This is a genomic window from Streptomyces sp. NPDC127197 (assembly GCF_042672405.1).
Lineage (GTDB): Bacteria > Actinomycetota > Actinomycetes > Streptomycetales > Streptomycetaceae > Streptomyces > Streptomyces flavusporus.
In genome coordinates this window covers 105,281-128,709 of the sequence record NZ_JBHXVG010000019.1, presented here as the reverse complement: position 1 = coordinate 128,709, position 23,429 = coordinate 105,281, and the positions used below count along the sequence as shown (strand labels likewise).

At 72.5% G+C, this 23,429-nt stretch carries 16 protein-coding genes and 3 pseudogenes; 6 read left to right on the top strand and 13 right to left on the bottom strand.

The window, feature by feature from the left end; translation table 11 throughout:
* Positions 1-14: 14 nt before the first annotated feature.
* From ACFVJQ_RS27225 to ACFVJQ_RS27210, 4 genes and pseudogenes are all read right to left on the bottom strand, one after another.
* Positions 15-262 (bottom strand): annotated as a pseudogene (locus ACFVJQ_RS27225) (IS630 family transposase); the annotation flags it as partial.
* Positions 263-775: 513 nt separating this feature from the next.
* Complete coding sequence (locus ACFVJQ_RS27220; protein WP_385787773.1) at positions 776-2,023, bottom strand: tyrosine-type recombinase/integrase; 1,248 nt, start codon at positions 2,021-2,023, stop codon at positions 776-778.
* 307 nt (positions 2,024-2,330) lie between these two features.
* Positions 2,331-2,483, bottom strand: coding sequence for a hypothetical protein (locus tag ACFVJQ_RS27215; protein WP_385787770.1), 153 nt, complete (start codon positions 2,481-2,483; stop codon positions 2,331-2,333).
* 465 nt (positions 2,484-2,948) lie between these two features.
* Positions 2,949-3,821, bottom strand: coding sequence for a hypothetical protein (locus ACFVJQ_RS27210; RefSeq protein WP_385514587.1), 873 nt, complete (start codon positions 3,819-3,821; stop codon positions 2,949-2,951).
* 45 nt (positions 3,822-3,866) lie between these two features.
* Between ACFVJQ_RS27210 and ACFVJQ_RS27205 the strand changes: the two genes are divergently transcribed.
* Both ACFVJQ_RS27205 and ACFVJQ_RS27200 read left to right on the top strand, forming a co-directional pair.
* The gene (locus tag ACFVJQ_RS27205; RefSeq protein WP_385514586.1) at positions 3,867-5,114 is read left to right on the top strand and encodes a DUF6880 family protein; all 1,248 of its coding nucleotides are present in this window, start codon (positions 3,867-3,869) and stop codon (positions 5,112-5,114) included.
* Positions 5,115-5,186: 72 nt separating this feature from the next.
* Entirely contained in the window at positions 5,187-6,224 is a 1,038-nt protein-coding gene (locus ACFVJQ_RS27200) for an SEC-C domain-containing protein (RefSeq protein WP_385514585.1), read from the top strand.
* A 354-nt stretch (positions 6,225-6,578) separates the two neighbouring features.
* Here the strand turns inward: ACFVJQ_RS27200 and ACFVJQ_RS27195 are convergent, their stop codons facing one another.
* From ACFVJQ_RS27195 to ACFVJQ_RS27180, 4 genes are all read right to left on the bottom strand, one after another.
* Positions 6,579-8,897 carry a 2OG-Fe(II) oxygenase gene (locus ACFVJQ_RS27195; protein ID WP_385514584.1) on the bottom strand — a complete coding sequence of 773 codons (2,319 nt, stop codon included), beginning with the start codon at positions 8,895-8,897 and terminating at the stop codon, positions 6,579-6,581.
* Positions 8,898-9,173: 276 nt separating this feature from the next.
* Complete coding sequence (locus tag ACFVJQ_RS27190; RefSeq protein ID WP_385787765.1) at positions 9,174-9,527, bottom strand: hypothetical protein; 354 nt, start codon at positions 9,525-9,527, stop codon at positions 9,174-9,176.
* A gap of 187 nt (positions 9,528-9,714) precedes the next feature.
* Positions 9,715-11,241 carry a branched-chain amino acid ABC transporter substrate-binding protein gene (locus tag ACFVJQ_RS27185; RefSeq protein WP_385787762.1) on the bottom strand — a complete coding sequence of 509 codons (1,527 nt, stop codon included), beginning with the start codon at positions 11,239-11,241 and terminating at the stop codon, positions 9,715-9,717.
* Positions 11,232-13,223, bottom strand: coding sequence for a hypothetical protein (locus ACFVJQ_RS27180; RefSeq protein ID WP_385787864.1), 1,992 nt, complete (start codon positions 13,221-13,223; stop codon positions 11,232-11,234). The genes ACFVJQ_RS27185 and ACFVJQ_RS27180 overlap by 10 nt, the downstream gene beginning before the upstream one ends.
* Here ACFVJQ_RS27180 and ACFVJQ_RS27175 point away from each other — a divergent pair.
* Positions 13,127-13,597 (top strand): annotated as a pseudogene (locus tag ACFVJQ_RS27175) (5-deoxy-glucuronate isomerase); the annotation flags it as partial. The gene ACFVJQ_RS27180 and the pseudogene ACFVJQ_RS27175 overlap by 97 nt on opposite strands.
* A gap of 9 nt (positions 13,598-13,606) precedes the next feature.
* Positions 13,607-13,909, top strand: a pseudogene (locus tag ACFVJQ_RS27170) (inositol 2-dehydrogenase); the annotation flags it as partial.
* 428 nt (positions 13,910-14,337) lie between these two features.
* Here the strand turns inward: ACFVJQ_RS27170 and ACFVJQ_RS27165 are convergent.
* Positions 14,338-14,937 (bottom strand): hypothetical protein, encoded by a 600-nt coding sequence (locus ACFVJQ_RS27165; RefSeq protein ID WP_385787759.1) that lies wholly within the window; start codon positions 14,935-14,937, stop codon positions 14,338-14,340.
* Between ACFVJQ_RS27165 and ACFVJQ_RS27160 the strand changes: the two genes are divergently transcribed.
* The gene (locus ACFVJQ_RS27160) at positions 14,927-15,358 is read left to right on the top strand and encodes a tetratricopeptide repeat protein (RefSeq protein WP_385787756.1); all 432 of its coding nucleotides are present in this window, start codon (positions 14,927-14,929) and stop codon (positions 15,356-15,358) included. The two genes, ACFVJQ_RS27165 and ACFVJQ_RS27160, sit on opposite strands and share 11 nt — an antisense overlap.
* Before the next feature lie 23 nt (positions 15,359-15,381).
* Here ACFVJQ_RS27160 and ACFVJQ_RS27155 read toward each other — a convergent pair whose 3' ends face one another.
* The 3 genes from ACFVJQ_RS27155 to ACFVJQ_RS27145 form a co-directional block, all read right to left on the bottom strand.
* On the bottom strand, positions 15,382-15,675 hold the full coding sequence (locus ACFVJQ_RS27155; RefSeq protein WP_385787753.1) for an SCO4225 family membrane protein: 294 nt from the start codon (positions 15,673-15,675) through the stop codon (positions 15,382-15,384).
* Between the two features lie 57 nt (positions 15,676-15,732).
* Positions 15,733-17,418: an IS200/IS605 family accessory protein TnpB-related protein gene (locus tag ACFVJQ_RS27150; protein WP_385787751.1), complete on the bottom strand. Its 1,686-nt coding sequence runs from the start codon at positions 17,416-17,418 to the stop codon at positions 15,733-15,735.
* Positions 17,419-17,708: 290 nt separating this feature from the next.
* Positions 17,709-18,830, bottom strand: coding sequence for a M12 family metallopeptidase (locus tag ACFVJQ_RS27145; protein WP_385787748.1), 1,122 nt, complete (start codon positions 18,828-18,830; stop codon positions 17,709-17,711).
* A gap of 98 nt (positions 18,831-18,928) precedes the next feature.
* On the opposite strand from ACFVJQ_RS27145, the gene ACFVJQ_RS27140 reads away from it, so the two are divergent.
* Positions 18,929-20,731: a LuxR C-terminal-related transcriptional regulator gene (locus tag ACFVJQ_RS27140; protein WP_385514578.1), complete on the top strand. Its 1,803-nt coding sequence runs from the start codon at positions 18,929-18,931 to the stop codon at positions 20,729-20,731.
* A gap of 7 nt (positions 20,732-20,738) precedes the next feature.
* Here the strand turns inward: ACFVJQ_RS27140 and ACFVJQ_RS27135 are convergent, their stop codons facing one another.
* On the bottom strand, positions 20,739-23,342 hold the full coding sequence (locus ACFVJQ_RS27135) for a CHAT domain-containing protein (protein ID WP_385514577.1): 2,604 nt from the start codon (positions 23,340-23,342) through the stop codon (positions 20,739-20,741).
* Positions 23,343-23,429 lie beyond the last annotated feature (87 nt).

Here is a 23,429-nt window from a genome sequence, read left to right as displayed (position 1 = left end):
CCCCGTAAGTGCTGCTACTGGCGGCCCTCATGCCGCGTGGGCCTGGGTCTGCCGCCCCATCGGATTCCTTTCTTGCTTCGGATGCGGGCGCGTTCACGTCGTTTGGGTTGCGAGGACGTCGCGGGCGGCGGTTCATGTTGCGCCAGCGCAGGTAGGCGTGCAGGGCCCGGGTCTAGACCGTGTGGTTGAGGTGGTTCGAGTTGCCCAGGGTGAACTGCCCCAGGGGCCCGAGGTAGGAGTCGATCGGGTTGGCCCGTTGGGCCGCGAGGGCCTCGTACAGCGCGCAAGGACCGCGTACATGCTCCGACTTGCCCGGCTGTCGGCCGAGGCGCGCCGACGGAAGTGCCAGAGGACGTAGGGAGGTCATCCCCCCAGATGGCGTCCCGCCAGGTGGTGTAGGGGATCAAGGCATCGGAACCCGCAGGTCGGGGGTAGTGGCTACGCCGGAGCAGGTGTCCGGAGCGCCTCAGCAGGACGCCTCGCGGGCTGCCGCCGCCACGGAGACCGCCGCGGGCCTCGAACGCAAGGCGACGAGGCTGCCCGGCAGAAGGCCTGAGTGCACAGACTCCTTTACTCGGCCGAGTACGCTTGACACTGACCTCGAAGAACGACCCGTCGCACACCGCTCAGTGGCTCCGCTGGGGGTCAAGGGGTCGCAGGTTCAAATCCTGTCGTCCCGACGGTGTTCACCAGCGGGTCTGCTGTTTCCGGCAGCCCCGCTGGATGCGTTCGTGTGACACGTGATGGCAACCCGCGCCCGCTTCAGCGGCCGGTCTCAAGCCGCCTGGTCATCTGACACCGCAGCGGTCTGATAGTGCGTGCGGTCGGCGCGTGACAGGGCCTTGTCGATGGCGGTGACGGCGTCGCGGGCGGCGTACGGCAGCAGATGGCCGTAGAGGTTGACCGTGGTGGACAGCGTCGAGTGCCGCAACGTCTTGGAGACCACGGCCAGCGGGACCCGTGAGCTGATCATGATGGTTGCGGCGGTGTGGCGCAGGTCGTGGACGCCGATCCGAGGCAGGCCGAGCTCCGCAGAGCGTTGCCGGAGCACGCTCAGGACTCCTTGCGGGCGCAGAGGGCAGCCGTCCGGTTGGCAGAAAACCAGTCCTTCCAACGGGGTGTCCAGGGGCTGGTCGGCCCGGGCGAGGGCGGCCTGGCGCTCCAGCGCGGCAATAACGCGCGGGGACAGGCTCACCCAGTTTCGGCTGGCCTTGGTCTTGGGGTGGCCGAGGTAGAGCCGGTTGTTGTTGACGGCGGTGAGGTTCCAGCGCACCAGCAGGGTCTTCTCGGGCAGGTGGACATCGGTCCAGTGCAGGCCGAGGGCCTCGCCGCGGCGCATGCCGGTGCCGAGCAGGAGCTCGAACAAGTCGGCCAGTTGGTCGGCGTAGTGGGTGTGGTTGTGACGCAGGAATGCGGCCGCCTGGGTGGGGTTCCAGCAGATCCGCTCCTGCGCCGCGGGCCGCGGCGTCATCGCGTGTCTGCACGGGTTGTCCGGGATCAGCCGGGCGCGCACGGCCGTGCCGAGGGCGCTGGAGAGGGCGGCGCCGATCCGGTAGACGGTGGTGCGCCCCCGGCCGCGAGCGAGCTCGGCCTCCTGCCAGGCGATGATGTGCCGCGGGCGCAGGTCCTGGAGCGCGATGCGTCCGAAGGACGGGATGAGGCCGGCGCGGACGTAGTCACGGTAGCGGACGAACGTGGTCGGCTTGAGCGCCTCCTCCTTGGTACGCAGCCAATCGGTCAGGTAGGCGGCGAGGGTGAGGTGCTCGTCGCAGTGCAGTCCAGTGCGCTCGCAGGACAGGGCGTGCTCCAGGGCGGCGTGGGCGGCCTTGCGGGTGGGGAAGCCGCTGCGGCAGTGGGGCTTGCGTCTGCCGTCGGCGGACGGCAGGTCGACGGCAAAGGCCCACGAGCCGTGCCGGGAAAGGCCCTTGAGCTTCGGACAGCTGGCACCGAACTGCCGGCCGTCGGGCCGACGGAAGTCGCAGCGCCGGTAAAGACGACCCCGCTCGGGAGAGCGAGGAGCCAAGATGCTCACCTCCAGTGGGGGCACGTGCGTTGGCTCCACGGTGACGGCGTCAGCCTTTGGCGTATCAGCTGGCGGGTCATGGCGTCTCGTGGGCGGGCGACATCACCTCGCCGTCACATAACACCCACCGCCACCGTTGAGCAGCAGCGATCCCTTTGGGCGGCGCTGTCTACGTCCGGGCGGTGCCAGACCCACAGCTATTTGTGGGCGGCTCCTCGGCTGCCGTGTCGAGCAGTTCGAGGTGGCCGTCGACCGCCTCCCAGAGCGAGTCCTCCGGAAACCGGCCGGAGCCTCGGTGGGCGCGCCGTCAGTCGTCGTCCCAGTAGCTGTCGCGTACCCGGCGCAGGCGGAGGAGGGAGGCGGCGGATTCGACCAGTCGCTGCTCGGCTTCCTCCGTCGGCTGGGGGGGCGGCCAGCCGCAGCGGGCCGGCCTGGCCCGCGGCAAGCGCGTCCAGCGCACGGGTATCGGGTCCGGTGGGGGACCAGATGCGCAGCGGACGACGAATCGCGTGGTTCCACACCGGCCAGGCCGCGGGCCGCCAGCGCCGCACGACCGGCGCCTTGCCAAGGTCGAGGAGGTTCGCCAGCGCGGTGCACTCGGGAGGCTCGACGCCCCAGGGCAGTTCCTCGGCGGGCAAGTCGACAACAAGGGCGATGTGCACCACCGGGATGTCTCCCATCCCGTCCAGGATGGGGCCGAAGGCATGCGCGGCAAGAAGAGCACCGCCGCCGGGCAGTCGCCGGGCACGGTCGCAGGCGTCGGTGATCGTACGGAGACGGCGAACGGCCGTGGTATGACGCATGACCCCATCCTGCCTGGCCCGCGGGCGAGGGGCCGAGCCGTGTCGGGTCGGCCGCCCAGGTGCCGCTGGCGGGCCTGGGCTGCGGCGCGGGCGCGTTCCTCTACGGCCTTGCAGTGGGTCTCCTACTCGCGCCGGGTGCGTTCGGTGCGGCAGTGGTAGGCCGTGTCGAGGAGTTCGGCGGCGCTGCGGCGCGATGTGGGCGGGGCGGTGGTGGCGGGGGTGGCAGTGGAGCGGTAGCGGGCCAGTAGCTCTGGTCCCGGCTGGGGGCTGGTGCCCAGGACGGCTTGCAGGAGCAGGTCGTCCTTCTCCTTCGCGGGCAGGGATGCGATGAACGCCGCGAGTTCGCGCCGGTCCGGGCCCGGTGCGGGGCTGGGCTCGCTCGCCTGGGCTGCGGCGGTCAGCAGGTCGGGGTCCACTTTCAGGAAGTCGGCCAGGGCGCGCTGCGGGCCGGTGAGTTCGGACAGGCCGGCGGGGACCGGCGGTTCCGTCTCGCGGGCATACTCCTCCTCGTCGTCCTCGGCCAGTTCCCAGATGGTGAGGGCGGCCAGCCAGGCGAGGTAGAGGGGGCGCAGGTCGCCGGCGGCGAGTTCGGCGCGCAGGCCGATCAGGGAGGACAGCTCGAGGGAGGTCTCGAAGTCCCATTCCCCGCCGTCCTCACTGTCCAGGGAGAAGTCGAGCAGGGTGTGTCCGGAGCGGGTCCACACGGTGAGGGCCTCCTCCATGACGTAGGCGGCGGCCGTCTTCACCGGGAGCACGTTGGCAGGCAGACGGAGGACGAGGCGGCGGCTGCCCCAGTTCGCGTAGTACAGGTGGGCGTCGTAGAGCTGCTCGACCAGTTTGGTGGTGTCCCCGCGGAAGTCGCCCCAGTGGTACTCGTTGACGAAGCGGGTCGGGGAGATGGTGGCCCGGGTGGACAGGGACCGGACCTGCTGCAACTGTGCAGGATCCAGAGGTCGGTCGACGGCCAGGAACTCGTAGTACTGGTACTCGCTCACGGCCCGCAACCCTACCCGCGCCCCGCGGCGTGCTGAGATGGAGCCATGAGCGAGGAGACCTCCCTTCAGCAGCTGGTCGACGGGTTGCGGCGAGACCGGCGACGCGGTCCGTACGCCGGGCACCGCGAGTACGTGGCCACCGCGTGGGCCGTCGACGAAGCGGCCGGACGCCTGCTGGAGACCGGGAATGCGGCCGAGGCGGCCCGTCGGCTGCGCACAGCGGTGGACCGGGTCACCCGGGCCCTGATGTACCTGGACGACTCCTCCGGTAGCTGCGGGGACGCCCTGCGCGCACTGACTGCCCGTTACGCCCAGGCGCTGGCGGCGGCGCCGCCCAAGGATCCCCGAGCCTTGGCGAACTGGATCGCCACCACGGTGTTCGACGGCCCCGGCTGGCCCGACATCCCTCTGGCCGACTTCGCCCCCGCCCTGGGCGAGCGGGGCCTGCGGCAGCTGACCGACCTGGTCGAGCAGCGCGCCGGCGATCCCGAGCAGGCAGACGAATGGGGCACCGCCTTCGGCGTGCGGCATCTGCGGGAACAGCTCGCGGAGATCTCCGGCGACACCGACCACTACGTCGAGGTACTCGCCCGGTCACTGACCGGACCCGATCAGTACGTCAAGATCGTCCGCGCGCTCCGGGCCGCAGGCCGGGAGGCGGAGGCCACCGACTGGGCACGCCGCGGGCTGGAGGCCCACCCCGCCAGCCCGTTCAAGCCGCGGCTCACGGACGAGCTCGTCGCACTCCTCATCGCCGGCGGGAAGGGAGAGGAAGCCGTGTCGGTGCGCCGGGACGTCTTCGCCCGCACCCCGCTCGCCTCCGCGTTCGCAGCGCTGGCCGCGACGGCCCGGGAGGTCGGCAGCCCGCAGACGGTCACCTGGGCCCTGGACCTGCTGCGCGCCCGGCTGCCCGAGAACCCCGCCCACGTCACCGAACTGATCGCGTGCCTGCGCGCAGAGGGCCTGGCCGAAGAGGCATGGCAGACAGCGACAGCGCATCTCGATGCCGATGCCCTGTCGACGTACGTCCTGCAGGACCTCCTCGCCGAGCGGCGGCCCGTCCATCCGGCCGACACTGTCGTCCCGTACCGGAGGCTGATCGACCTCTATCTCGGGGAGAGTGGCAACAAGTACCGCTACCAGTACGCCGTCCGTCACCTGAAGACCTTGCGCGACGTGCACCGTGAGCTCGGTACCGAGCCGGAATTCACCGACTACCTGCACGGCCTGCGTGCCGAACACCGCCGCAAGACCGGCTTCCTGGCCCGCCTGGACAAGGCCGGCCTCGGCTGACAGTTCACCGTCCCCGCCGTCTCCGCCCTCGTTTTCGTGAGGGCGCTGCCGGCTGGCTTGTAGGCTCGCCGGGTGAATGTGGCGGACAAGGTGAAGCAGGCGGACTCCTACCAGGAACTGCTCGGCCGATTGGGCCGGGAACCGGTGGCGGAGGAGTGTCTGGCCTGGGCCGAGGCGCATGCCGGGCACCCGGAGGAGGCGCGGGCGCTGACGGACGCGGGGTGGATCATGTCCCGCAAGGGCGCGGGCGAGGAGGTCCTCGCGGTCTTCCGGCGCGCGGCCGACTGCCCGGGAGTGAGCGGGCTGCACGCCCGGGTGGGGGTGGTGGGTCAGCTGCTCGCGCTGGGACGAGGGGACGAGGCCGAGGCAGAGGCGGCCGTGCTGCGCGGCGAGCTGTCCGCGAGCGCGCTGGGCTTCGAGGCGGTCGGGGTCTATGACGACATGGTCGAGACGCTGACCGAGTCGGCCCGCCCCAAGGCGGCGCTGGAGTGGTGCCAGGAAGCACTCGACCTACTGGAGTCGCACCGCGGCCACGAGGAGTGGGAGCAGACTCGCCATGGCCTGCTGATCAGTCGGAACTTCCTGCGCCGGGAGCTGGGCATCGAGCTGGACGAGGAGGACGTGGCGGCGGAGGCCGAGGCGGACGCCGCACTGTCGGCGCTCCGCGAGACGGTCCTGGAGTGGGACCGGGCGCGGCAGGGGCGGCGGATCGACCCCCCGGAGGACGGCGGAGCCTTCGACGGCATCGTGCTGCGCTGGACGCGGCAGGATTTCCCCGTGGTGCGCTCGCGCTGGCCGGAGTCGACCGCCCTGTACGGAGACGACTACGGAACCTATGCGCAGGCGCTCCAGCGCGAGGCCCGCGCCTATGAGGACGCGGGAGCGGCTCGGGTCCACCTGGTGACCGGCACCGTCCACGACTACGAGGCATACGCCCGTGAACAGGGGCGCGACCCGGGCGAGGCGGCCACCCGCCGTGACTTCGGCGAGTGGTTGCTGCGCCACCGGGCCGACCGGGTGTCGGCCTGGCCGCCGGCGCGCAACGGCCCGTGCTGGTGCAACTCCGGCAGCAAGTACAAGAAGTGCTGTGGGGCGCCGTCCCGTAACTGAGGCCGCTGGAGGGGCGTGAAGTCGCCCTGCTCCTCGCTCCCGGCGGGGACTGTGGGGGCGGTCGAGACCATGAGCCTCGTGTGATCGACTCGGTGCCCTCGGCACGGCAGGTACCCGAGGTGTCGAGCTGCGTCGTACGGCGCGGGGCGGTCTTCGAGCCGACGGCAGGGACGCGCGAGAGCTGCCGACGGGTACGAGCCGGGATCCGGACCGGGCGGAACCACTGTGCTGTGTCTGGCGGTGCGCTGCGCCACGACCGCCCTTTTCCGTCGTGGGCTGGGCGCCCGCAGTGTTGACCTCAGATCAAGATCATGGCTGACGGTTCATCGCATGCGCCGACAAGGTCCCACGGGCTCAACGCGGCCCGGCGGGGAGGGTGTTCCAGGTCGAGGTCAGCCAGGTCAGGTCGGCGTCGGCCTGGCGGCGGGCGGTCTGCTCGCGGGTGAACAGCTGCTCGGTCTTGGTCAGTACGAGGGTGTACGGGCGTCCCTGCCGTCTGGTCTGGTGGAGCACCGGGAGACCGGCCGAGTCGATCCTGGTGTGTACGTGCCGGCGTCCGTCCTTGGCCAGCGGCCATTCGAGGACACGCCGCGAGCGGGAGGCGAGGAACGTCTCCAGGGTGGCGCACAGGTCGCAGCCGCAGCCGGTCCAGGCGATCGACCAGTCGTCCGCGGCACGCGGTCGTCGTGCGGCGATCGCGCGGAGCCGGTCCGTGCAGTCGCGTGCGACCGTGTCGAGCCCCGCCGCGCGCCGGGTGTCCGTCGGCAGCGCCTGCGCCGAGCGGCGCAGCATCGGCATCAGGCATTCCAGCACCGTGTCCGCCTGGGCGCGCAGCACGGCCAGGATCTCGGTCCGCTCTGCCTGGTCGGCCGCCTGTAGGAGGTGTTGCAGCGGCAGGCCCAGCTGCTCCAGTCGGGGGCTGCGGATCTCGGCCGGCCCGGTCGTGGTCCACTGCCGCAGGTCTTCGTCCACCGCGGTCCAGGCCCCGGTGGACAGCAGCCGCGCTGCCGCTGTCCCCGCCGGGCCGGAGGAGCGCAGCGTCGTGCACAGGTCCGGCAGCCTCTCGGTCCACTCGTACCGGTGTGCCTCGTGGCGGTACTGCGAGCCGAACCAGCCGTCGACGACCTGGCGCAGCCACACGGTGCCGTACCGCTCGGCCGCAGCGGCCAGCCCGTGGGCGTGCTGCGGTCCCAGCGCGCTCACCCGGAACGGCTCCAGCAGCATCGCCGCGGTCTCGGCCGCACCCAGGCCCGCGGCCACGTGCAACGCGCCCTCCAGCAGCTCGGGTTGGGCATCGGTGTGCTTCCAGAACGGGGCGAGGGACCGGGCGGCGGTGCGTGCCCCGTCCAGGTCTCCTCGCCCGATGCGGTCGCGCAGTTCCTCCAGGGCCCACCGCGATCGCGCCTCGCCGCGCGCCGCGAACGCGCGCTCGCGCGGCCACACGACGACCGCGGCCCTCCTGTACCACCGGTCCAGGGTGTTGCCGTAGTTGCCCATGTAGCCCTCGTACTGGGACTCGTAGGGGGTGAGGTCCGCGCTCGGGGTGCTGGTGCAGGCCTCGTAGTCGTGGACGTACAGCGAGATCTGCTCGCCGCCGGTGCCGTCCGGGCCGGTCCACCAGTCGAGGGTGATCTCGTCGTCGATCAGGTCCTGGACGACGTAGTCGTCGTCGGTCGCGGGGCTGTCGTGCTCGCCTTCGTACTCGTCGTCTTCGTCGTATCCGTAGTAGTCGTCCCAGGGGGCGTCACCGGCGGGGTAGGCGTCCCAGGTCTGCTTGATCTCGGCGAGGGCGAGCACCGATTCGCAGCCGGCCTGCCCGGCGGCGGCGCGCAGCAGCGCGGCGCGCTCGGCGTCGGCGCCCTTGAGCCGCTCCCAGCTCAGGCCCCGCTGGGTGTACTCGTGGTCGAGCAGATACACCAGCCGGTTCGGCGGGTCGAGGTCCCGCATCGCATAGCGCGGCTTGGCGGGCGTGCCGAAGTGCTGGTCCAGGCAGCGCGCCAGCTCGGTGAGCGGGCCGGAGGCAGGCGCCGAAGTCCCAGGCTCGGCGAGCAGGTTGAAGGTGAGGGCCACCCGGTACCCGGACCGGACCGGGGTCACCTCGTGTCGGCAGTCGGCGTAGAAGGCGACGAGGGTCAGCTCCGTCTTCGAGGCGCGGTAGGTGCTGCGCTGTCCGGCATGCTCGATGACCAGTTCTCCGCCGGTGTGCGCCGAGGGCAGACAGAGCACCAGCGTGCCCACCATGGCGTCGTCCTTCTCCGAATCCTGATGAGGGAGGAAGAACTGGCCCTTGCCGTACACCAGCAGCGCGTGCGGCTCGGCCCGCAGCCGGGCCGTCGCCGGGAGCCCGAGCTCGTTTCGGAAGTGCTCCAGCGCGCCATTCAGCAGCGTCGGCCAGGAAAGCCCGGCCAGGGTGATCTGGTCCGGCGAGATCTGCCAGGTGTCGCGGATGCCGGTGTCGCTCAGTGTTTCCTCGCCCCGCCCGAACAACGCCGGGCGCGCCACCGCGATCAGCTTCTTCGCCTGGGGCGCGCGCAGCGGAAGACTCACCGGCCCGACGCCGGCCACCTCGAGCCCGAGACCGTGCGCGGGCGTCTCGAGCCGGGCGCTGAAGGCCCCAGCCAGCCTCGCCCCGTCGAGCAGATCGGCCAGCCGTTCCCTCGCATTCCCCGCCACGCATGCTCTCCCGACCCCTCCGGTGTGCCACCCTCGGCCCGATCCTATTGCCCGGAGAGACCGGAGACGGCCGGCCGCAGGGGCCTCCGCCAGGTGAGCCCCCGGCTCCGGGGCGCGGTCAGACCCGAATCTGCAGACACTAGCGGTGATCGGCGGCTGAGGCAGGGGCAGGTGCGCTTCGGGTTCGAGGAGATCGGGTTCCTGCACCGTGATCAGCTCGACCTGAAAGCGCGCCTGCCGAGCGGGCATGTGCAGGGCGAGGGCATCGAGACCGCGTCAGCCGAGCGCCGCGCCGATTGCGGCCCGCAGGCAGTCAGGGAGGTCGGCGAGGTCCTCGGGGCCGAACAGTGTTGTGCCGTCGACGATGTGGAGCCGCTCGTCGCCATCCTTGCGGCGCTGCTCGGCGTGCCGGCTCAGCAGCTCGCGGACGCGTGTCAGCGTGAGTGCGCCGGCCGCGAGTTCGGCGGGGCGGCCGACGGTGCGGACACTGCCGTCGGCCCGTACGAGCGTGGGGCTGGGGTGCTCCTCGGCGACCGGGCAGATGATGGGGGTGATGATCACGATCGACGAACTCGTTCGGTGTGAGCGCGCGCCGGGCAGCTCGTCCTCGTCGAGGGAGTGAGCGGGCACCCACACTTCGACGCCCTTGTGTGCGTGGAGTACGGGGATGGCCGGTCGGGGCGCCGACAACGCGTAGCTGATGCACGGTGCGCCGGCCCTCGGGCTTCGGCGGGCGTACGACATCTCACCCGCGCCCGGCGGCGTACGAAGCGACGGTGTGTCCGGCTACGGGGATGGTGAAGCCCTGGGCCCGCCGTCACCACACCACCTTCCGCAGCCGTGCCGTCCCCTGTAGCTGATCTTCGTCGCCCCCGGACTTCCCCTCACGGCGGACCAGTTCGAGGATGGGGATGCCGTGGCCGACCACGGTGCCCTTCTCGGTGAAGGAGAGATAGCCGCCGGCGCCGTGGGCCTTCTGGGAGATCATGACCTGGAACATGGCGGCGACAGCCTTGCCGTCCGGGCGGGGGTTGCCGGAGCCGTTCTCGCCGCGTGCCATCTGCAGGGCTTTGCCGATGACGGCGACGGAGTCGTGGGCGACCATGGCCTGGCCGTCGTCGTGGGTGTCGGACGGGAACCACTCGGTCATGCGGCCGCCGGGGGCGAACTCGCGGGCGGGGTCGGGGATGTCGTCGCGGTCGTCCCACATGCGGGGGTGGGCGAGGCCGGTGAACAGCAGGCGGACGCCCTTGTCGGCGGACTCGGCAAGCTGCGCGCTGGAGAGGTTGCTGGTGTCGTCGCCGGTCATGACCGTGACGTTCTGCCAGGCGTCGTCCTGCTCGCCCCGGCAGGTACGGTCGGCGAGCTCGGTGAGGAAGCGGCCGAGCTGTTTGCCGCGCCCGGCGAAGAAGACCACGTCGGGGCGCTCGTCGCACAGTGCCTCGGCCAGGAAGTGCATCTGGTTGCCCCAGCTCTCCTGGGAGGAGTCGTAGACGTAGCGGCGTTCGGCCAGCCGGGACCTGGTGTCCCGGGGGTAGACGTGGGCGAATTCCTCGGCAAGGGTGCGTGCGTAAAGGTTGCCTGAAGCCTTGTCGACGACCAGGGCCGCGGTGTCGTACCCCTCATCGTGCAGGTAGGAGGCGGCGGCGCGGGCCTGTGCGGAATTCGGCGGGGCGACCCGCACGAGGCGCTCGGCGACCATGTCGGTGGCGGTCGCGGTGGACGCCGCCAGGGCCAGCCCGGCGTCCGAGAGAGCGCTCGCGGCGGCCTTGTTCTCCTCGGTGGACGGCCCGATCCCGGCCACCGCGACCAGCGGGTGGTCACCACCGGTGCGCGCCTTCAGTTTCTCGACGGTGAACTGCCAGTGCCGGGAGCGGCTGCCAGGGTTGGCGAGAATCAGCTTGATCTTGGGGGAGTAGGCGGCGTTGTGCCGCACCTGCGCGAGGTAGGCGCCCTGGAGCTCGTGACGTACGGATTCGGCGGAATTGGAGTCGTCGTCGCGGACCGTGAGCGTCGTCAGATACGCCACCTCGACGTACGGGGTCTTGGCGTCCTCCGCGGTGATGTCCGCGTTCTCCTTGGCGATACGGTCGGTGATGGCGCGCAGATCGTCGGTGAAGACGAAGGTGCCGGAGTCCGGGACGCCGACGCATTCGGCCGGGGTGCCGCGCTGCTCCACGCCCTCGGTGCAGTGCCGTTCCGGGCTCAGCCACCAGACCAGGCCGACCGTGACCAGGGCGGCCACAACCAGAGCGATGGCGGCCCAGCCGAGTGTGCGGTACAGGCGTCGTCTCGTCCAGCGCGGTCTGCTCGGATACGTCCCCTGACGTGGGGTCACCACCACGTCACCCCCTCCTGGGTCTGCGGCGGCACCCAGTCACGGAACCGGGCCGCCTCTTCGTACAGCGGCAATGTGTCGCGGTCGAGCAACGCCGCGAGCCGGCTGAAGCGCTCCGCGAGTTCGGGCAGCATGCGCCCGCGCGGATCGGTGAGCGGGTCGGCCCACAGCCAGCCGGCCGCCACCAGCCCGCAGACCGTGCGCCGCAGTTCGTCGGTGCCGGCCGCACCCAGTGTGGCGAGCCGGGCCAGATGGTGCTCCGGCTCGGGGAACCGCTCCAGCCGGTTCGGTGCCGCGCACACCCGCTGCAGCAGTGCCACCCACTCCCGGCGCGGCAGTGCCTGATCCCCGGTGAGCAGGGCGGTCAGGGTGTCGGCCACCGCAGCCGGTTCGCCCAGGGCGAGCCGGTGGTACAGCACGTCGGCGGGGCGCTGAAGCCGCTCGGCGTGCGCGTGGAACGCGGCGTGCACCCGCCGCCAGCGCTCCTCGTCCGCGGCCAGGCGCCACAGCAGCAGCCGCCGCAGCCACGGCAGGAACCGCAGCTCACCCGAGGCGCCGTGGTACACCAGCCAGCGGTCGAGGAGGCGGGTGACCAGCGGACGCGGCACCGGCCCGGACGGCTCCGAGACCACCTGCGGGGCCTCGTCCACCGCGTGTGCGGCGGCCCACTCCTCCAGCGTGTGCACCTCCTGCTCGGTGAAGTCGGCCAGGAGCCGGCCGAGCGCGAGATCCACCAGCCGCGGCGCACCGCGCTCCGCCGCCACCTCGGGCAGCATCCGCAGCGATCGGGGGGACACCGGCCGCTCGCTGTCCGGCAGTGCCTGCGCGAGCTGGGCGACCGCCCAGGGCAGACCGCCGGTGAGCCGGTGCGCCCAGTCCGCCTCCTGGGTCCAGCGCGGACGCCCGAGCGCGGCGAGGGCGGCGACGTCGTCCCGGGTCAGATTGCGCAACCGTACGGCGTACCACCAGGACCCGGCGCCGCCGTCCGCCGACCGGTGGTTCAGCCAGTCCGCGAGCGAGGCAGCATCCGACCCGACCACCCGTACCCCTTCGCCCGGCCCGCCGTCGCGACTGGGCCCCCAGGTGGCGGGCCACTTGTGCAGACTGCCGGCGACCACCGCCGGGTCGTTGCCGTGACCGTCCTCCGGCAGCGCCTCGCGCACCCTGGCCCAGGCGCGGACGAAATCCAGGCCCATCGGCTCCTGGCAGTTGTCGAGGAGCACCAGCATCGACTTGTTGTGCAGCGGCCCTCGTGCGTGCGCCCGGAGGTCGTGGACGAACGCCTCGAGGAGCAGGCGCTCCACCCGTGCTCGGTGGTCCGCCGTCTCCTGGTGCCACCAGGCGTTCAGTTCGACCAGCGCGTCGTCCGGGTCGGTCAGGCCGGCCAGCCGGCCGGCGTACCACTGCCGTCCGCGGCGCTCCTGCAGCAGGCTCAGCTGGCGTCCCGGCGACACCTGGATGTGCTCGGACACGGCGGCGAGCACCGAGAACGGCCCGGGCACCTCGAAGGCGCTCGTCACCTGCATCGCGGTACGGCTGAGTGAGCCGACGATGTCGCGCGTGCGGGAGGGCATCTGGTGGCGCAGCCGCCGGGTGATGCCGACCCGGGCGAGTCGCCGGGCGCCGTCGCGGGTCGGTGGGTCCCAGCGGTGTTCGGTGGCGAGCAGCCCGATGGTGAGCCGCGGGAAGGCAACCGGGTCCAGAGGCTTTCCCGACTGCAGCTGGTGCGCCAGCGCGGCGAGCACCTCGCGCATGGACAGCTGGCCGCCGCCCGCGCGCGGTTCGAAGTTGAGGTACGCCACCGGGCACACCGTCTGGAAGTACTCCAGGGCCGACTCGTGCATCTGACTGGCGCCCGTGCCACGCGGCCCGAGCAGCATCAGCAGCGGACGTGGCGGCGGACTGCCGGGCGGGGTGTGCAGCGCGTCCGCCAGGAACCGCAGCACCGGCCGTCGGCCCCGGAAGCCACCCGGTATCTCCTCCGCCATCCCTGTCACCCCCGTCACCTGGCGCGAACAGCAGTGTCGCACCAAGAGAGTGTCACTACCAGCGAGTTGGGGAGGGTCTTCGAGGCGTGACAGGCGGTGCTGGGAACGGTGGACGGACCGTCAGGGCTCGCAGCTCCGAGGACTGTCTGTTCTGGAACCGACAGGCCACCGGCGACAGCGAGTTCCTGGTCCTGCCGCTCACGGGATCGGCAATGGTGACCGTCGCGGGCGACTCCTTCCAACTGGCCGGACCGAGCGGAGTGTCAGACGCGGTCACCCACTTCGCCCACCTCCCGCGGGACGCCTGGGCGCGTATCAGCAGCGAGGCCGGCGGACGGTTCGCCCTGCCCTCCGCCCGCACCGCACAGGTCCTCATCCCGCGCTACGACATCCAGTGCGAGACCGTCGGCGAGACCGGACTCGCCCGGCTCCCCGACCCGGCCGCCGTCGGCGTCCGCACCGCGGGCGGGCACCACATCGGGGTCCTCCAGGACTGGACGCGCCGGTTCACCGCCGCCTTCGACGCCGAGTGGATCGCCTCGGTCGCGGCGGGCGCCGCACCGACCGGCCCCTCGGTCTGGGACGGTTACGCGGCCACGGTCATCACCGATGCGACGGTCGAAGCCCGCGAGTCCGGCCGGATCGTCACGGTCGGAGTGAAGGACCGGCCTACCTTCTACTCCTGAGGATCTCTGTAGTTCCGCAGTCGCTCCGTGCGGTCGACGCGGCGAGGCCGGGGCACGCGGCTGCGCGCCCCGGCCTCCACGGAGCTCAGGACAGTCGCAGTCCCAGGTCCGTCAGGTGTACCGGAGCGCCTGTGGCCAGGCTGCGGTTGATGCCGATGCCGACCGCGACGCTGCGGAGTCCGTCCGGGTAGCGTCTCTGATTGGCTTGGCGATCCCATGGGTTGCACAGGATCAGAGCGCGGAAAACCGCTCCATGCCACCCATCGCCTTCGTGCCCTGGTCCCGATGGGCAAAGCCGTCTGCCCGCGTGGCACGTCCCTCCGGACGCTGGCCGGTCAGGCAGGTGCAACACTTGACCGGGGAGGGTGCCCGACGTCGCCTGGGCACCGAGTGTGCGTCACACTCTGCCACGACATCACTACGGTTGGCTAATCCAACTGGTGAGCCTGCGTGCGGCGCAGAGGGCCGTCGCCGGAGCCGACGAAGACGTCGTGGAGAAGAAGTGCGCCGCCGCCGTCGCCGCCCTCGCCCTCCTGGGCCTCCTCCCAGTGCCGCTGCACCACCAGGCGGGTGCCGTTGGCCCGGACCGCGCCGCCCTCGCCGGCGCCGGGCCCGGCGGCTTCAGGCGTGGCGCTCGGGTCGACCGCCGGGCGTACGGGTGCGTGCTCGGAGTGCAGATTGTGGGCCGCGGCGTCACAGCCGAGCGAGGGCCGCCCGCTCGGCAGCCGCCCCGCGCCCGTGTCGCCGTAGAAGCGGAGGCCGCCGATGGCGAAGACCGTCTCGGATACGTCGTCCAGCCACCAGTTGACCAGGCCGAAGTAGTGGGTCGCCTTGTGCTCCTGTTTGGGATGGATGGGCGGACATCGGCCGCACGGCTCACGCCATCCTCCAGGACTGGGAGGCCTCCTCCGACCCCGCTGACCTCCGTTCGCGGAATAGGGACGTTCCGCAGCGTGTTGCGAGGACCTGCACGCCGCCCGCGACGCCGAGCACGCGGCAGCCAGGAAAGGAGTCCTGATGACCGACAACTTCAACGACTACCGGGCGAACGGCGGCGTCGCGCCCGACCGCTGGGCAAGCGCCCTGCACCTGTTCGACAACGGCGCCGGGGTCCCGCACGAGGAGACCACCGTCGAACGCTGGGAGCGGGCCCGGCTGCTCTTCGAGGCCAAGGACTACATCGGCGCCGCGAAGCTGCTCGCCGCCGTCGTCGAGGAGGCCCCGGAGCAGACCGGCCCCAGGCTGCTGCTGGCTCGCGCCTACTACCACTCGGCACAACTGCGGGCCGCCGAGGAGCAGTTGCGCAAGGTCATCGACCGTGACCCGGTGGAGCACTACGCCCACCTGATGCTGGGCCGCACCCTGGAACGTCAGGGGCGGCACGAGGAGGCGGGGCCCTGGCTGCGCATGGCCGCCGCGTTCTCGGGCGAGTTCCCGGACGACGACTGAGCGGCGGATCGCCTGCTGCGCGGTCAGCGCACGCGCCGGCCGCGCAGCAGGCGCCACAGTACCCACGCCTGCGCCAGGCCCCCGGCGGCCAGCATCACGCCGTACGCCTCAGGCGGGGCCGGTATCAGGATCAGCGGGATGGACACGGGCAGGGTCACGAGGATGAGCCACACCCCGCCCAGGCCCGGATCGCCCAGCAGAACCAGGGCCTCCAGCCAGGCGGCGACGCCGACGACGAGCGCGGCGTAGCCACCGGCCACGATCAGGGCGGTGTCTCCTCGGGTGTACAGGGCGGCCGACCGACGGGGCCAGTGCATGGCGGCCTCCTCCTGGTCAGGGACTACTGCGGTCTCCATGTCCCAGAAGTACCGTTCCTAAAGGCTGAGCGGGAGTGGGTCCTGTTGCCAGAACCCATGCTCAGCCGCGTGCCCCGAACGGTGTTGGGCACGCTGGTCGGCCGTTTTCACTCCGCACCCAGCGCCATCGGATCGTGTCCGTGGTCCGGGAATGCGGGGGCGGCTTTCCTCACGCCGTCGGACGCCGTGTCCGGCCTGGGCGGTCCGATGCCCACACCCATCGCTCTGGTGGGTGCGGGGCGGTGCCGTCCGTCGCCGGATACGGTGCCCGAGGGCGCGCCTTCCGATGGCCACACTCGCGGCGTGATGCCGCGTGGTGGCCCGCTTCGTGCTGGTGAGGGGCTTCTGCCAGTGCTGCGCGCCCCACTGGGAGGTGTAGGCGGGATCGACCGCCACGATGGTGATCCCCAGCTCGGCGGCCATGCCGACCAGCCGCGCCCGCAGCTTGGAGACGGGCACGCCGCTGATGAGCTTGCGGAACCGCTTTCGTCTGCCGTGCTTCTCGCGGGTCTTCTCCGCGCCGAAGTCGAGGTCTTCGATCGCGATGTTCAGTCCGTGCCGGGCGGCCCAGTGCAGCAGGCGGATCAGGGCGTGCCGTACCTGGGCGTCCCGGTAAGAGGCGGGGCCGTCGAGGTCGAAGGAGAACCTGCGGGGTTCGCCGCACGGGTTGCCGTGCTCGTCCAGCCGCCAGGCCGCGAGGTGGTCGGCGTTGGTGTCCACGCCGATCAGGCCGCCGCGCCTCGCCCCGGACAGGGGCACGGTCAGAGCCGGAGGGATCGTCCACGAGGCGGTCAGGTACCAGCGCCCGCGCTCCACGTCCAGGTGGATGCGGTAGGCCACGGCCCGGTTCGCCGATACACGGTCGGCCCACTCCTCGCCCCGGTGGCGGAAGACCACAGTCTGGGTGAGGGCGTACCGGCCGTGCCTGCTGTTGGCCAGGTGGGCGAGCGGAGCGGGAAGCTTGATGGAGACTTCGCCGTCGGGGGTGACGCGGATCGTCTCGTTCCCGAACCTCTTCCCGCTCTCGCCGTCCGCCTGCAAGAACCAGCGCGACGCTTCCCACCGCTGCCGCCACTCGGCTTCGGTGAGCTGGGCGGCTTCGAGACGGTGACGGCCCCGGGCTTGCTTCTTGCCGCCCCGCACGACGCGGACGCGTCCGGCTTCGCGGTCGGCCCGCTCAGCGGTCAGCCGGTCGGCAAGCACGTGCAGACGCCTGGTCTTGGCGAACCACTCCTGCCGGGTGCGGTACCCGCCCGGAGCACGCTTCGTGCCCTTCTCGCCGACCGGCAGGGACAGCCGGTGCTCGATCGTCTCGATGCCCGCTTCCAGTCCTTGGATGTGGGCGAGTTGCGCACGCCGGGACAGCGCCCACTGGTCGTGGGTGGCCTTGGTGATCGATCCGGCCCAGCGGGAGGAGGACTCCTCGGTCAGGGCACGCTTGCGCTCGGCCCACGTGTCCGTGGAGTGCTCCAGACCGTCCATGCAGCGCCGCTTGAGATCCCTCGAGGCGAGCGCGCCGAGGTGCGCGCCCACGGCCCGCAGCACCTTGTCCTCCTCCGGAGTGAGGCCCTTGAGGCGGGTGCGGATGGCGACACCGGACGGGCCGGGCACCACGAACGGAGCGGCCACCTCCCGCAGCTCACCCACCCCGATCACCCCCAGCCAGGAACAACGCAGTCCGTCACCCCGCTCAACGACCACCATCCGGAAAGGTCACGTATTCGATTGACAGACACAAGTTCCCCGAAGCGGGCCGCTGCTGCCGGGCACTCACCCATCCACACCAGAACACACTCGCGCGTGCTTGTACGGCAGCAGTACGCAACCCCTGCCGCAGGCTGTGAGGCTTCCGTGCGGCTACTCGACCGGGATGAGTACGCGCACTCATCCATGGCGTGGTCGGAGACGTCACCCTCCCCCGAAGGTGACGTCCCCGACCGCTCCCCCGGTGCCGGACTGTGGTCCAGGCGTCCGCGTGGCGCGGGGCCGTGCTGTCACCAGCACATGACCGCCGTCTCGCCCGGACCCCACGAGGAGTACAGGCGCACACGGACGAAGTAGCGGCGGCCCTTGACGAGCCGGGCCCTGACAGTGGCGTTGCCGGAGGTGCCTCCGTCGTCCTGTCCGGTGAGATAGCGGGGTTCGCCGTCCCGCTCCTCGAAGACCACGACGACGGTGTCGCTGTCGCCGAAGGTGCCCACCGTGTACGCGCGGGTCTCCGGCGGCTCGACGACGAAGTCGGCCTGCTCGCCCGGCCGCAGACCGAGCGGCGCCGAGCGGAACGGCACCAGCGCGGGCGGCTGATGGGGGTCCCCCCGGTCGAGTCTGTTCGAGACTGGGGGAGCGCCGGCCGGCGGGTACCAGCGAAGGACGAACTCCTTGTCGAGGGCCGACAGCGCGCCGGGCGGGTTCAGGCCCCCGCGGAACTGCTCGGGCTCCAGGATCAGCCCCGACGGGAAGGGGTACTCCATGATCGACAGCGGGTCCCAGACGGAGCCGTTGACCTCTTCCGGGTCGAGCTTGCGCAGGATGTTGAAGAACGTCCGGTCCCGGCTCCAGAAGTTCGGCGGGCCCGCCAGCTCGGCGTACACGGCCTCGTCGTCCCAGTGGATGCCCGCGAACGGGCTCTGGTGCTCGTGCAGCATGCCGAGCGCATGCCCGATCTCGTGCAGGGCCGTCCCACGCTCCCCGGGCGCGGTCAGGTCCCAGCCGAAGTTCATGGTGCGTTCGTTGCGGCCGACCCGCAGCGCGTCCCTGCCCACCGTCGACCAGGAGCCGTCGCCGAGCTGGAACCCGATGCGCAGCTCCGCCTCGGACCGGTCGTCGACCTCGGTGAAGGTGAGGCCGATGCCCAGGTCCTGCCACTCCCGGAAGCACTCGCGCACGACGTCCTGCTGGTCCTTGGCGCCGGCCCACGACACCCGCCGGGTCTCCGCGGTCCCCGGAACGGGGATGACGGAGCCGTCGGTGTCGTCGTCGAAGAAGTAGTAGTGCAGGACCGTGCCGTTGACCCACATCCGCCGACCGCCGCGCAGCGCACTGAGCCGCTCGGCGGTCAGCCCCGGTGCGAAGACCGGGGCCGACGCCTGCGCGAGGGAGCAGTAGCGTCCGGCCATGCGCCACAGACTGCCGTCGCCCGGGCCGGGGCGCCTGAGTCGGGGGCTACTCAAGTCGCCCTGTATCAGATGTGAGTAGCGCTGCTCTTACGGACGTGATGACTTACGAACAGGACGCGAAGACCCTGGAGCTGCCCTGGCCGTTCGCCGGTCGGGAGGACGAACTCGAACTGGTCCGCCGGTCGTTGACCGCCGGCCGGCACGGCATCGTCGTGACCGGTCCCGCGGGCTGCGGAAAGACCCGGCTCGTCACGGAGGCCGTCCGCGGCACCGACTGTGCCAGGGCCGCCGGAACCCCCGAGACCCGGGAGATCCCCTTCGCCGCGTTCGCCCACCTGCTGCCCGAGGCGGTCGGCCTGCACCGGGCGGTGCACCTGCTCTCCGGCGTACGCCTGTTGCTGGTGGACGACGCGCACCTGCTCGACGACGCCTCCGCGGCCCTGGTCCACCAGCTCGCCGTCCACGGCCGCACCCGCCTGCTGGTCGTCGCCACCGACGGCGCCCGCGTCCCCGGTGCCGTGTCCCGGCTGTGGACCGGCGAACTGCTGCCCCGCCTCGCCCTGGAGCCGCTGCCCGCCACGGAGACCGCCCAACTGCTGACCGCGGGCGCCGGCGGCCCCCTGGAGCCGCTCACCGCGAACCGCCTGCACCGCCTGTGCCGGGGAGACCTGCGGCTGCTGCGCGACCTGCTGGGCGCGGTGCGCGACGGCGGGCTGCTCACCCGGGTCCCCGACTCCGACGAGCGGGCCTGGCGGGGCCCGGTGCCGGTCACCGCGACCCTGCGCGACCGCACCGCGCCGGCCCTGGACCGCACCGACCCCGACGAGCGTGAGACCCTCGACCGCCTCGCCTTCGCCGAACCCCTGCCGCTGCACCTGGACGAACTCGACCTCCGCCCCCTCGAACGTCTCGAGGCCGACGGCCTGATCCGCATCGACGACCACGGCGCCGTCCACCTTGCCGACCCCCTGTACGGCCCCGCGCTACGGGCCACGGCCGGCACGCTGCGCGCCCGGCGGCTCGCGGGCACCCCGGACCGGTGCGGCCCCGCACTGGACGCGGAGCGGGCAACGCTGGCACGGCGCATCGAGCAGGCCGACGTGACCCCGCTGCCCACACCCGTGGGGGAGTGGCTCGCGGCGGAGGGCGCGCCGGTGCCGCCCGGGTACGCCGCGGTACGGGCGCGTTTCGCGCGGCTGCGCGGAGAGCTGCGGGAGGCCGGGGCGTGGGCGCGCGAGGGCCTGCGCGCTGCGCCCGACGACGCGCCCTGCCGCACCGAGCTCGCCCTCGCCGCCGCCCAGTCGGGCGAGGTGACGACAGCTCAGGAGGCGATGGTGGGTTCCGCGGCGGCAGCCTGGCTGGCGGCGGCACGTGGCGCCGTCGACGGGGCACTGGCCACGCTCGACGAGGAGGACGCGTACGACGCCGTACGCCTCGGTGCGCCCGAGCACGCCACGGGCCGCCTGCGCGGCGTCTTCGCCGACCACGCCGATGCACTCGCCCGCGGCGACGGGCCCGCCCTGGACCGGGTGGCCGAACGGCTGGAGGAGCGCGGCTTCCTGCTCTTCGCCGCCGAGGCACACGCCCAGGCGGTACGGGCGCACCGCGACCCGCGTGCCGCCCGCACCTCGCGCACCCGCGCCGTCGCCCTCGCCCGCCGCTGCCAGGGCGCCCGCACCCCCGCCCTGTCCGGCCTCGTCCTCGGCGAACTCACCGCCCGGCAACGGCAGATCGTCACCCTCGCGGCGGCCGGCCTCAGCAACCGGCAGATCGCCGAACAGCTCACCCTCTCGATCCGCACCGTCGGCAACCACCTCTACAGCGCCTACGCCCGCCTCGGCGCCAGCGACCGCGGAGCCCTGCCCTGGCTCGTCGAACTGCCCGACGCGCAGCCGGCGTGAACCGGGATCACGCCGCCCCGAACGCCGTGAACGCCCACCCCGTGGCCCGGTGCACCGCATCACCCGGCAGCGCCGCCCGGGCGTCACGCAGGGCTTCGGCCAGCGACAGGCCGGCGCTCAGGCCCTTGTGCAGCGCGAGCATCAACGGCACTACCGCGGCGTCGTTGACGGGTGCGCTGCTCGCCACCACCCCGGCCGTGCCCAGCGGCAGCAGCGCGGTGACCAGGCCGAGCAGCTCGTCCGCGCCGACCGAGGCGAGCCGGGCGGTGTCGCAGCTGGACAGGATGATCCGGTACGGGCTGCGGTCCAGGCGTTCGAAGTCGTGCACGATCAGCGGACCGTCGGCCATCCGCAACGCCGAGAACAGCGGGCTGTCCGCGCGGAAGGTGCCGTGCGCGGCGATGTGCGCCAGCGCGGCGCCGTCGAGTTCCGCCAGGACGCGCGGCACCCGCGCCTCGTCGTGTTCCAGGACGGTCGGCCGGCCGTACCGGTCGGCCACGTCGGGCACCTCCGCGCCGCCGGTCGCCAGGCCCGGCCCGCGCACCAGGACGTGCCGGCCGCCCGGCGGCGGCTCGGTCTCCCGGGCCCGCAGCCAACTGCTCGCCGACGGAGACACACTGAGTACCCGGTCCCGCAGCGAGGGCAGCAGCGCCCACGGCACCCGGTGCAGCCGGCCCGGCGGTACCACCACGACCGGGCCGGGCCCGAGATGCGCCGCGGCCGGACCGAGCAGCAGCTCCTGAAGGCGGTGGCCCGCCGCCTCCACCACCGGCAGCCGGCCCTCCGCCCCCGGATGGGCGAGGCGTCGCAGCCCGGCCTGGACGTGCTCGGCCTCCGCCTCCGCCTCCGCCAGCAGCCCCGCCTCGAACCGCCGCACCCGCCCCTGACCGCACAGCAGCACATGCACCCGCCCGTCCAGGACGGCGAGTTCCACCAGCCGCGCCTCGCCGAGCCGCTCCAGGAGCCGCCCGACGTCGAAGCGGAGCTCGTCACCGGGAGCGTCGCCCCGCATGTGCAGGGTCCGTGAGCGGATCTCCCGCTCCAGGCGGCGCTCCTCGCGCTCCAGCACCGGGACGGGACGGCCCTCCATACGGGCGGCCTCGGCGCGGGCGGCGATCTCCCGGTAGGCGGTCAGGGAGCGGAGCAGCGCCGGGTCGGCCGGCGGACGGGTCGGGGGCGTGGACAGCACGGTGGCCCGCCAGCGCTCGCTCCACACCAGCAGCCGGCGCGGCCCGCCGCCCGTCAGGCTGGCCTGCTGGGCGAGCGCGGCCAGCTCCGCGCCCTGCTCGGTGGCGCGCGCCCGCAGCTCCGACGCGCCGAGCGTCATCCGATGGTCGTCCAGCACGTCCAGGCCGCGCCGGCACGCCTCCAGAACCCCTCGGCCCGAACCTGCGGCCCGCGCCCGCAGCGCCTGCGCCGCCCAGCCCGTCATCCGCGCCAGCGGCGGCCCGCTGTGCCTGCTGCGGGCGGCGACCGCCAGATGCCGCTCCGCGTCCGTGCGCCAGCCCAGGCCCAGCGCGATCCGGCCCGCGAGCAGGGACGCCTCCGGCGCGGCCGGCGCCCCGAACGCGGCCAGCCGGTCGGCCACCGCGGCGGCGTCCGCGACCAGCCGCCCCGAACGGCGTCCCGCGGCCACCCGCGCCTCGATCAGCACCAGCCGGGCGTGCGTCTCCCACCAGGTCCGCCGCTGCCCGGCGAACAGCCGCACCGCCAGCGCCGCCCGTGCGATCGCCGTGTGCGGATCGCCCGCCAGCCGGGCCGCACGGGCGGCCGCCAGCAGCAGCTCCGCCTTGCGGGTCGACTGCCCTCCTATGCCGTCGAGGACCGCTGTCGCCGCGTCCGCCTCGGCCAGCGCCTCGGGGGCGAGCCCGGCCGCCATCAGGACCTCGCAGCGCCGGATGTTCAGCATGAACGACGGCGTGCCGAGCTTGGCGTACCGCTCCGCGGCCTCGTCCAGCAGCCGCAGCGCCGCCGGGACGTCGCCCGAGCGGAACGCGGCAAGGCCGCGGCTCTCCACCGCGTCGGCCTTGTCGTGCTCCTGGCCTGTGGTGTCCCACAGCGCCTCGGCCGCGGTGAAGTCGGCGTCCGCCCGCTCCACCGCGCCCAGCGCCAGATGCACGGTCGCCCGCAGCGTCAGCGCCCGCGCCGTCCAGATCACGTCGTCCGCCTGCCGCAGCACCGGAATCGCCCGGCGTACGTCCTCCAGCGCCTCCCGATGATGGCCCAGCACCCACCAGACGTACGCCCGCCGGTACAGCACGCGCGCCCGGGTGTGCCCCGTGCCGCGCAGGACACCCCGTTCGAACGCGGCCAGACCCTGCCGGGTGCGCCCCGCGTGGACCAGCGCCACACCGAGCGTGCCGAGGACGTCCGCCTCCCGGTCGGCCGACTCCGCGCGCGCCGCGAGGTCACGGGCGCGGCGCAGATGGTGCAGGGCGATCCGCAGGTCGCCGAAGTCCCGCTGCCAGATGCCGATCACCTGGTGGGCGACGGAGGCGTACAACGGCGGCGGACCGGTGTCGAGCACCCGTTCCGCCCCTGCCAGCGCGTCGTTGGGAGCGGCGAACACCATCGGCAGCAGTTCGAGAACCGAGTCGCTTCCCGCTGTCACCCCTCGGATGGTAGTGGCCCCGGAACCGTGCCACACAGGATTGTCTCTGTATCAATCAGCCGTACCGCGGCTCTACTTGTCGACCAA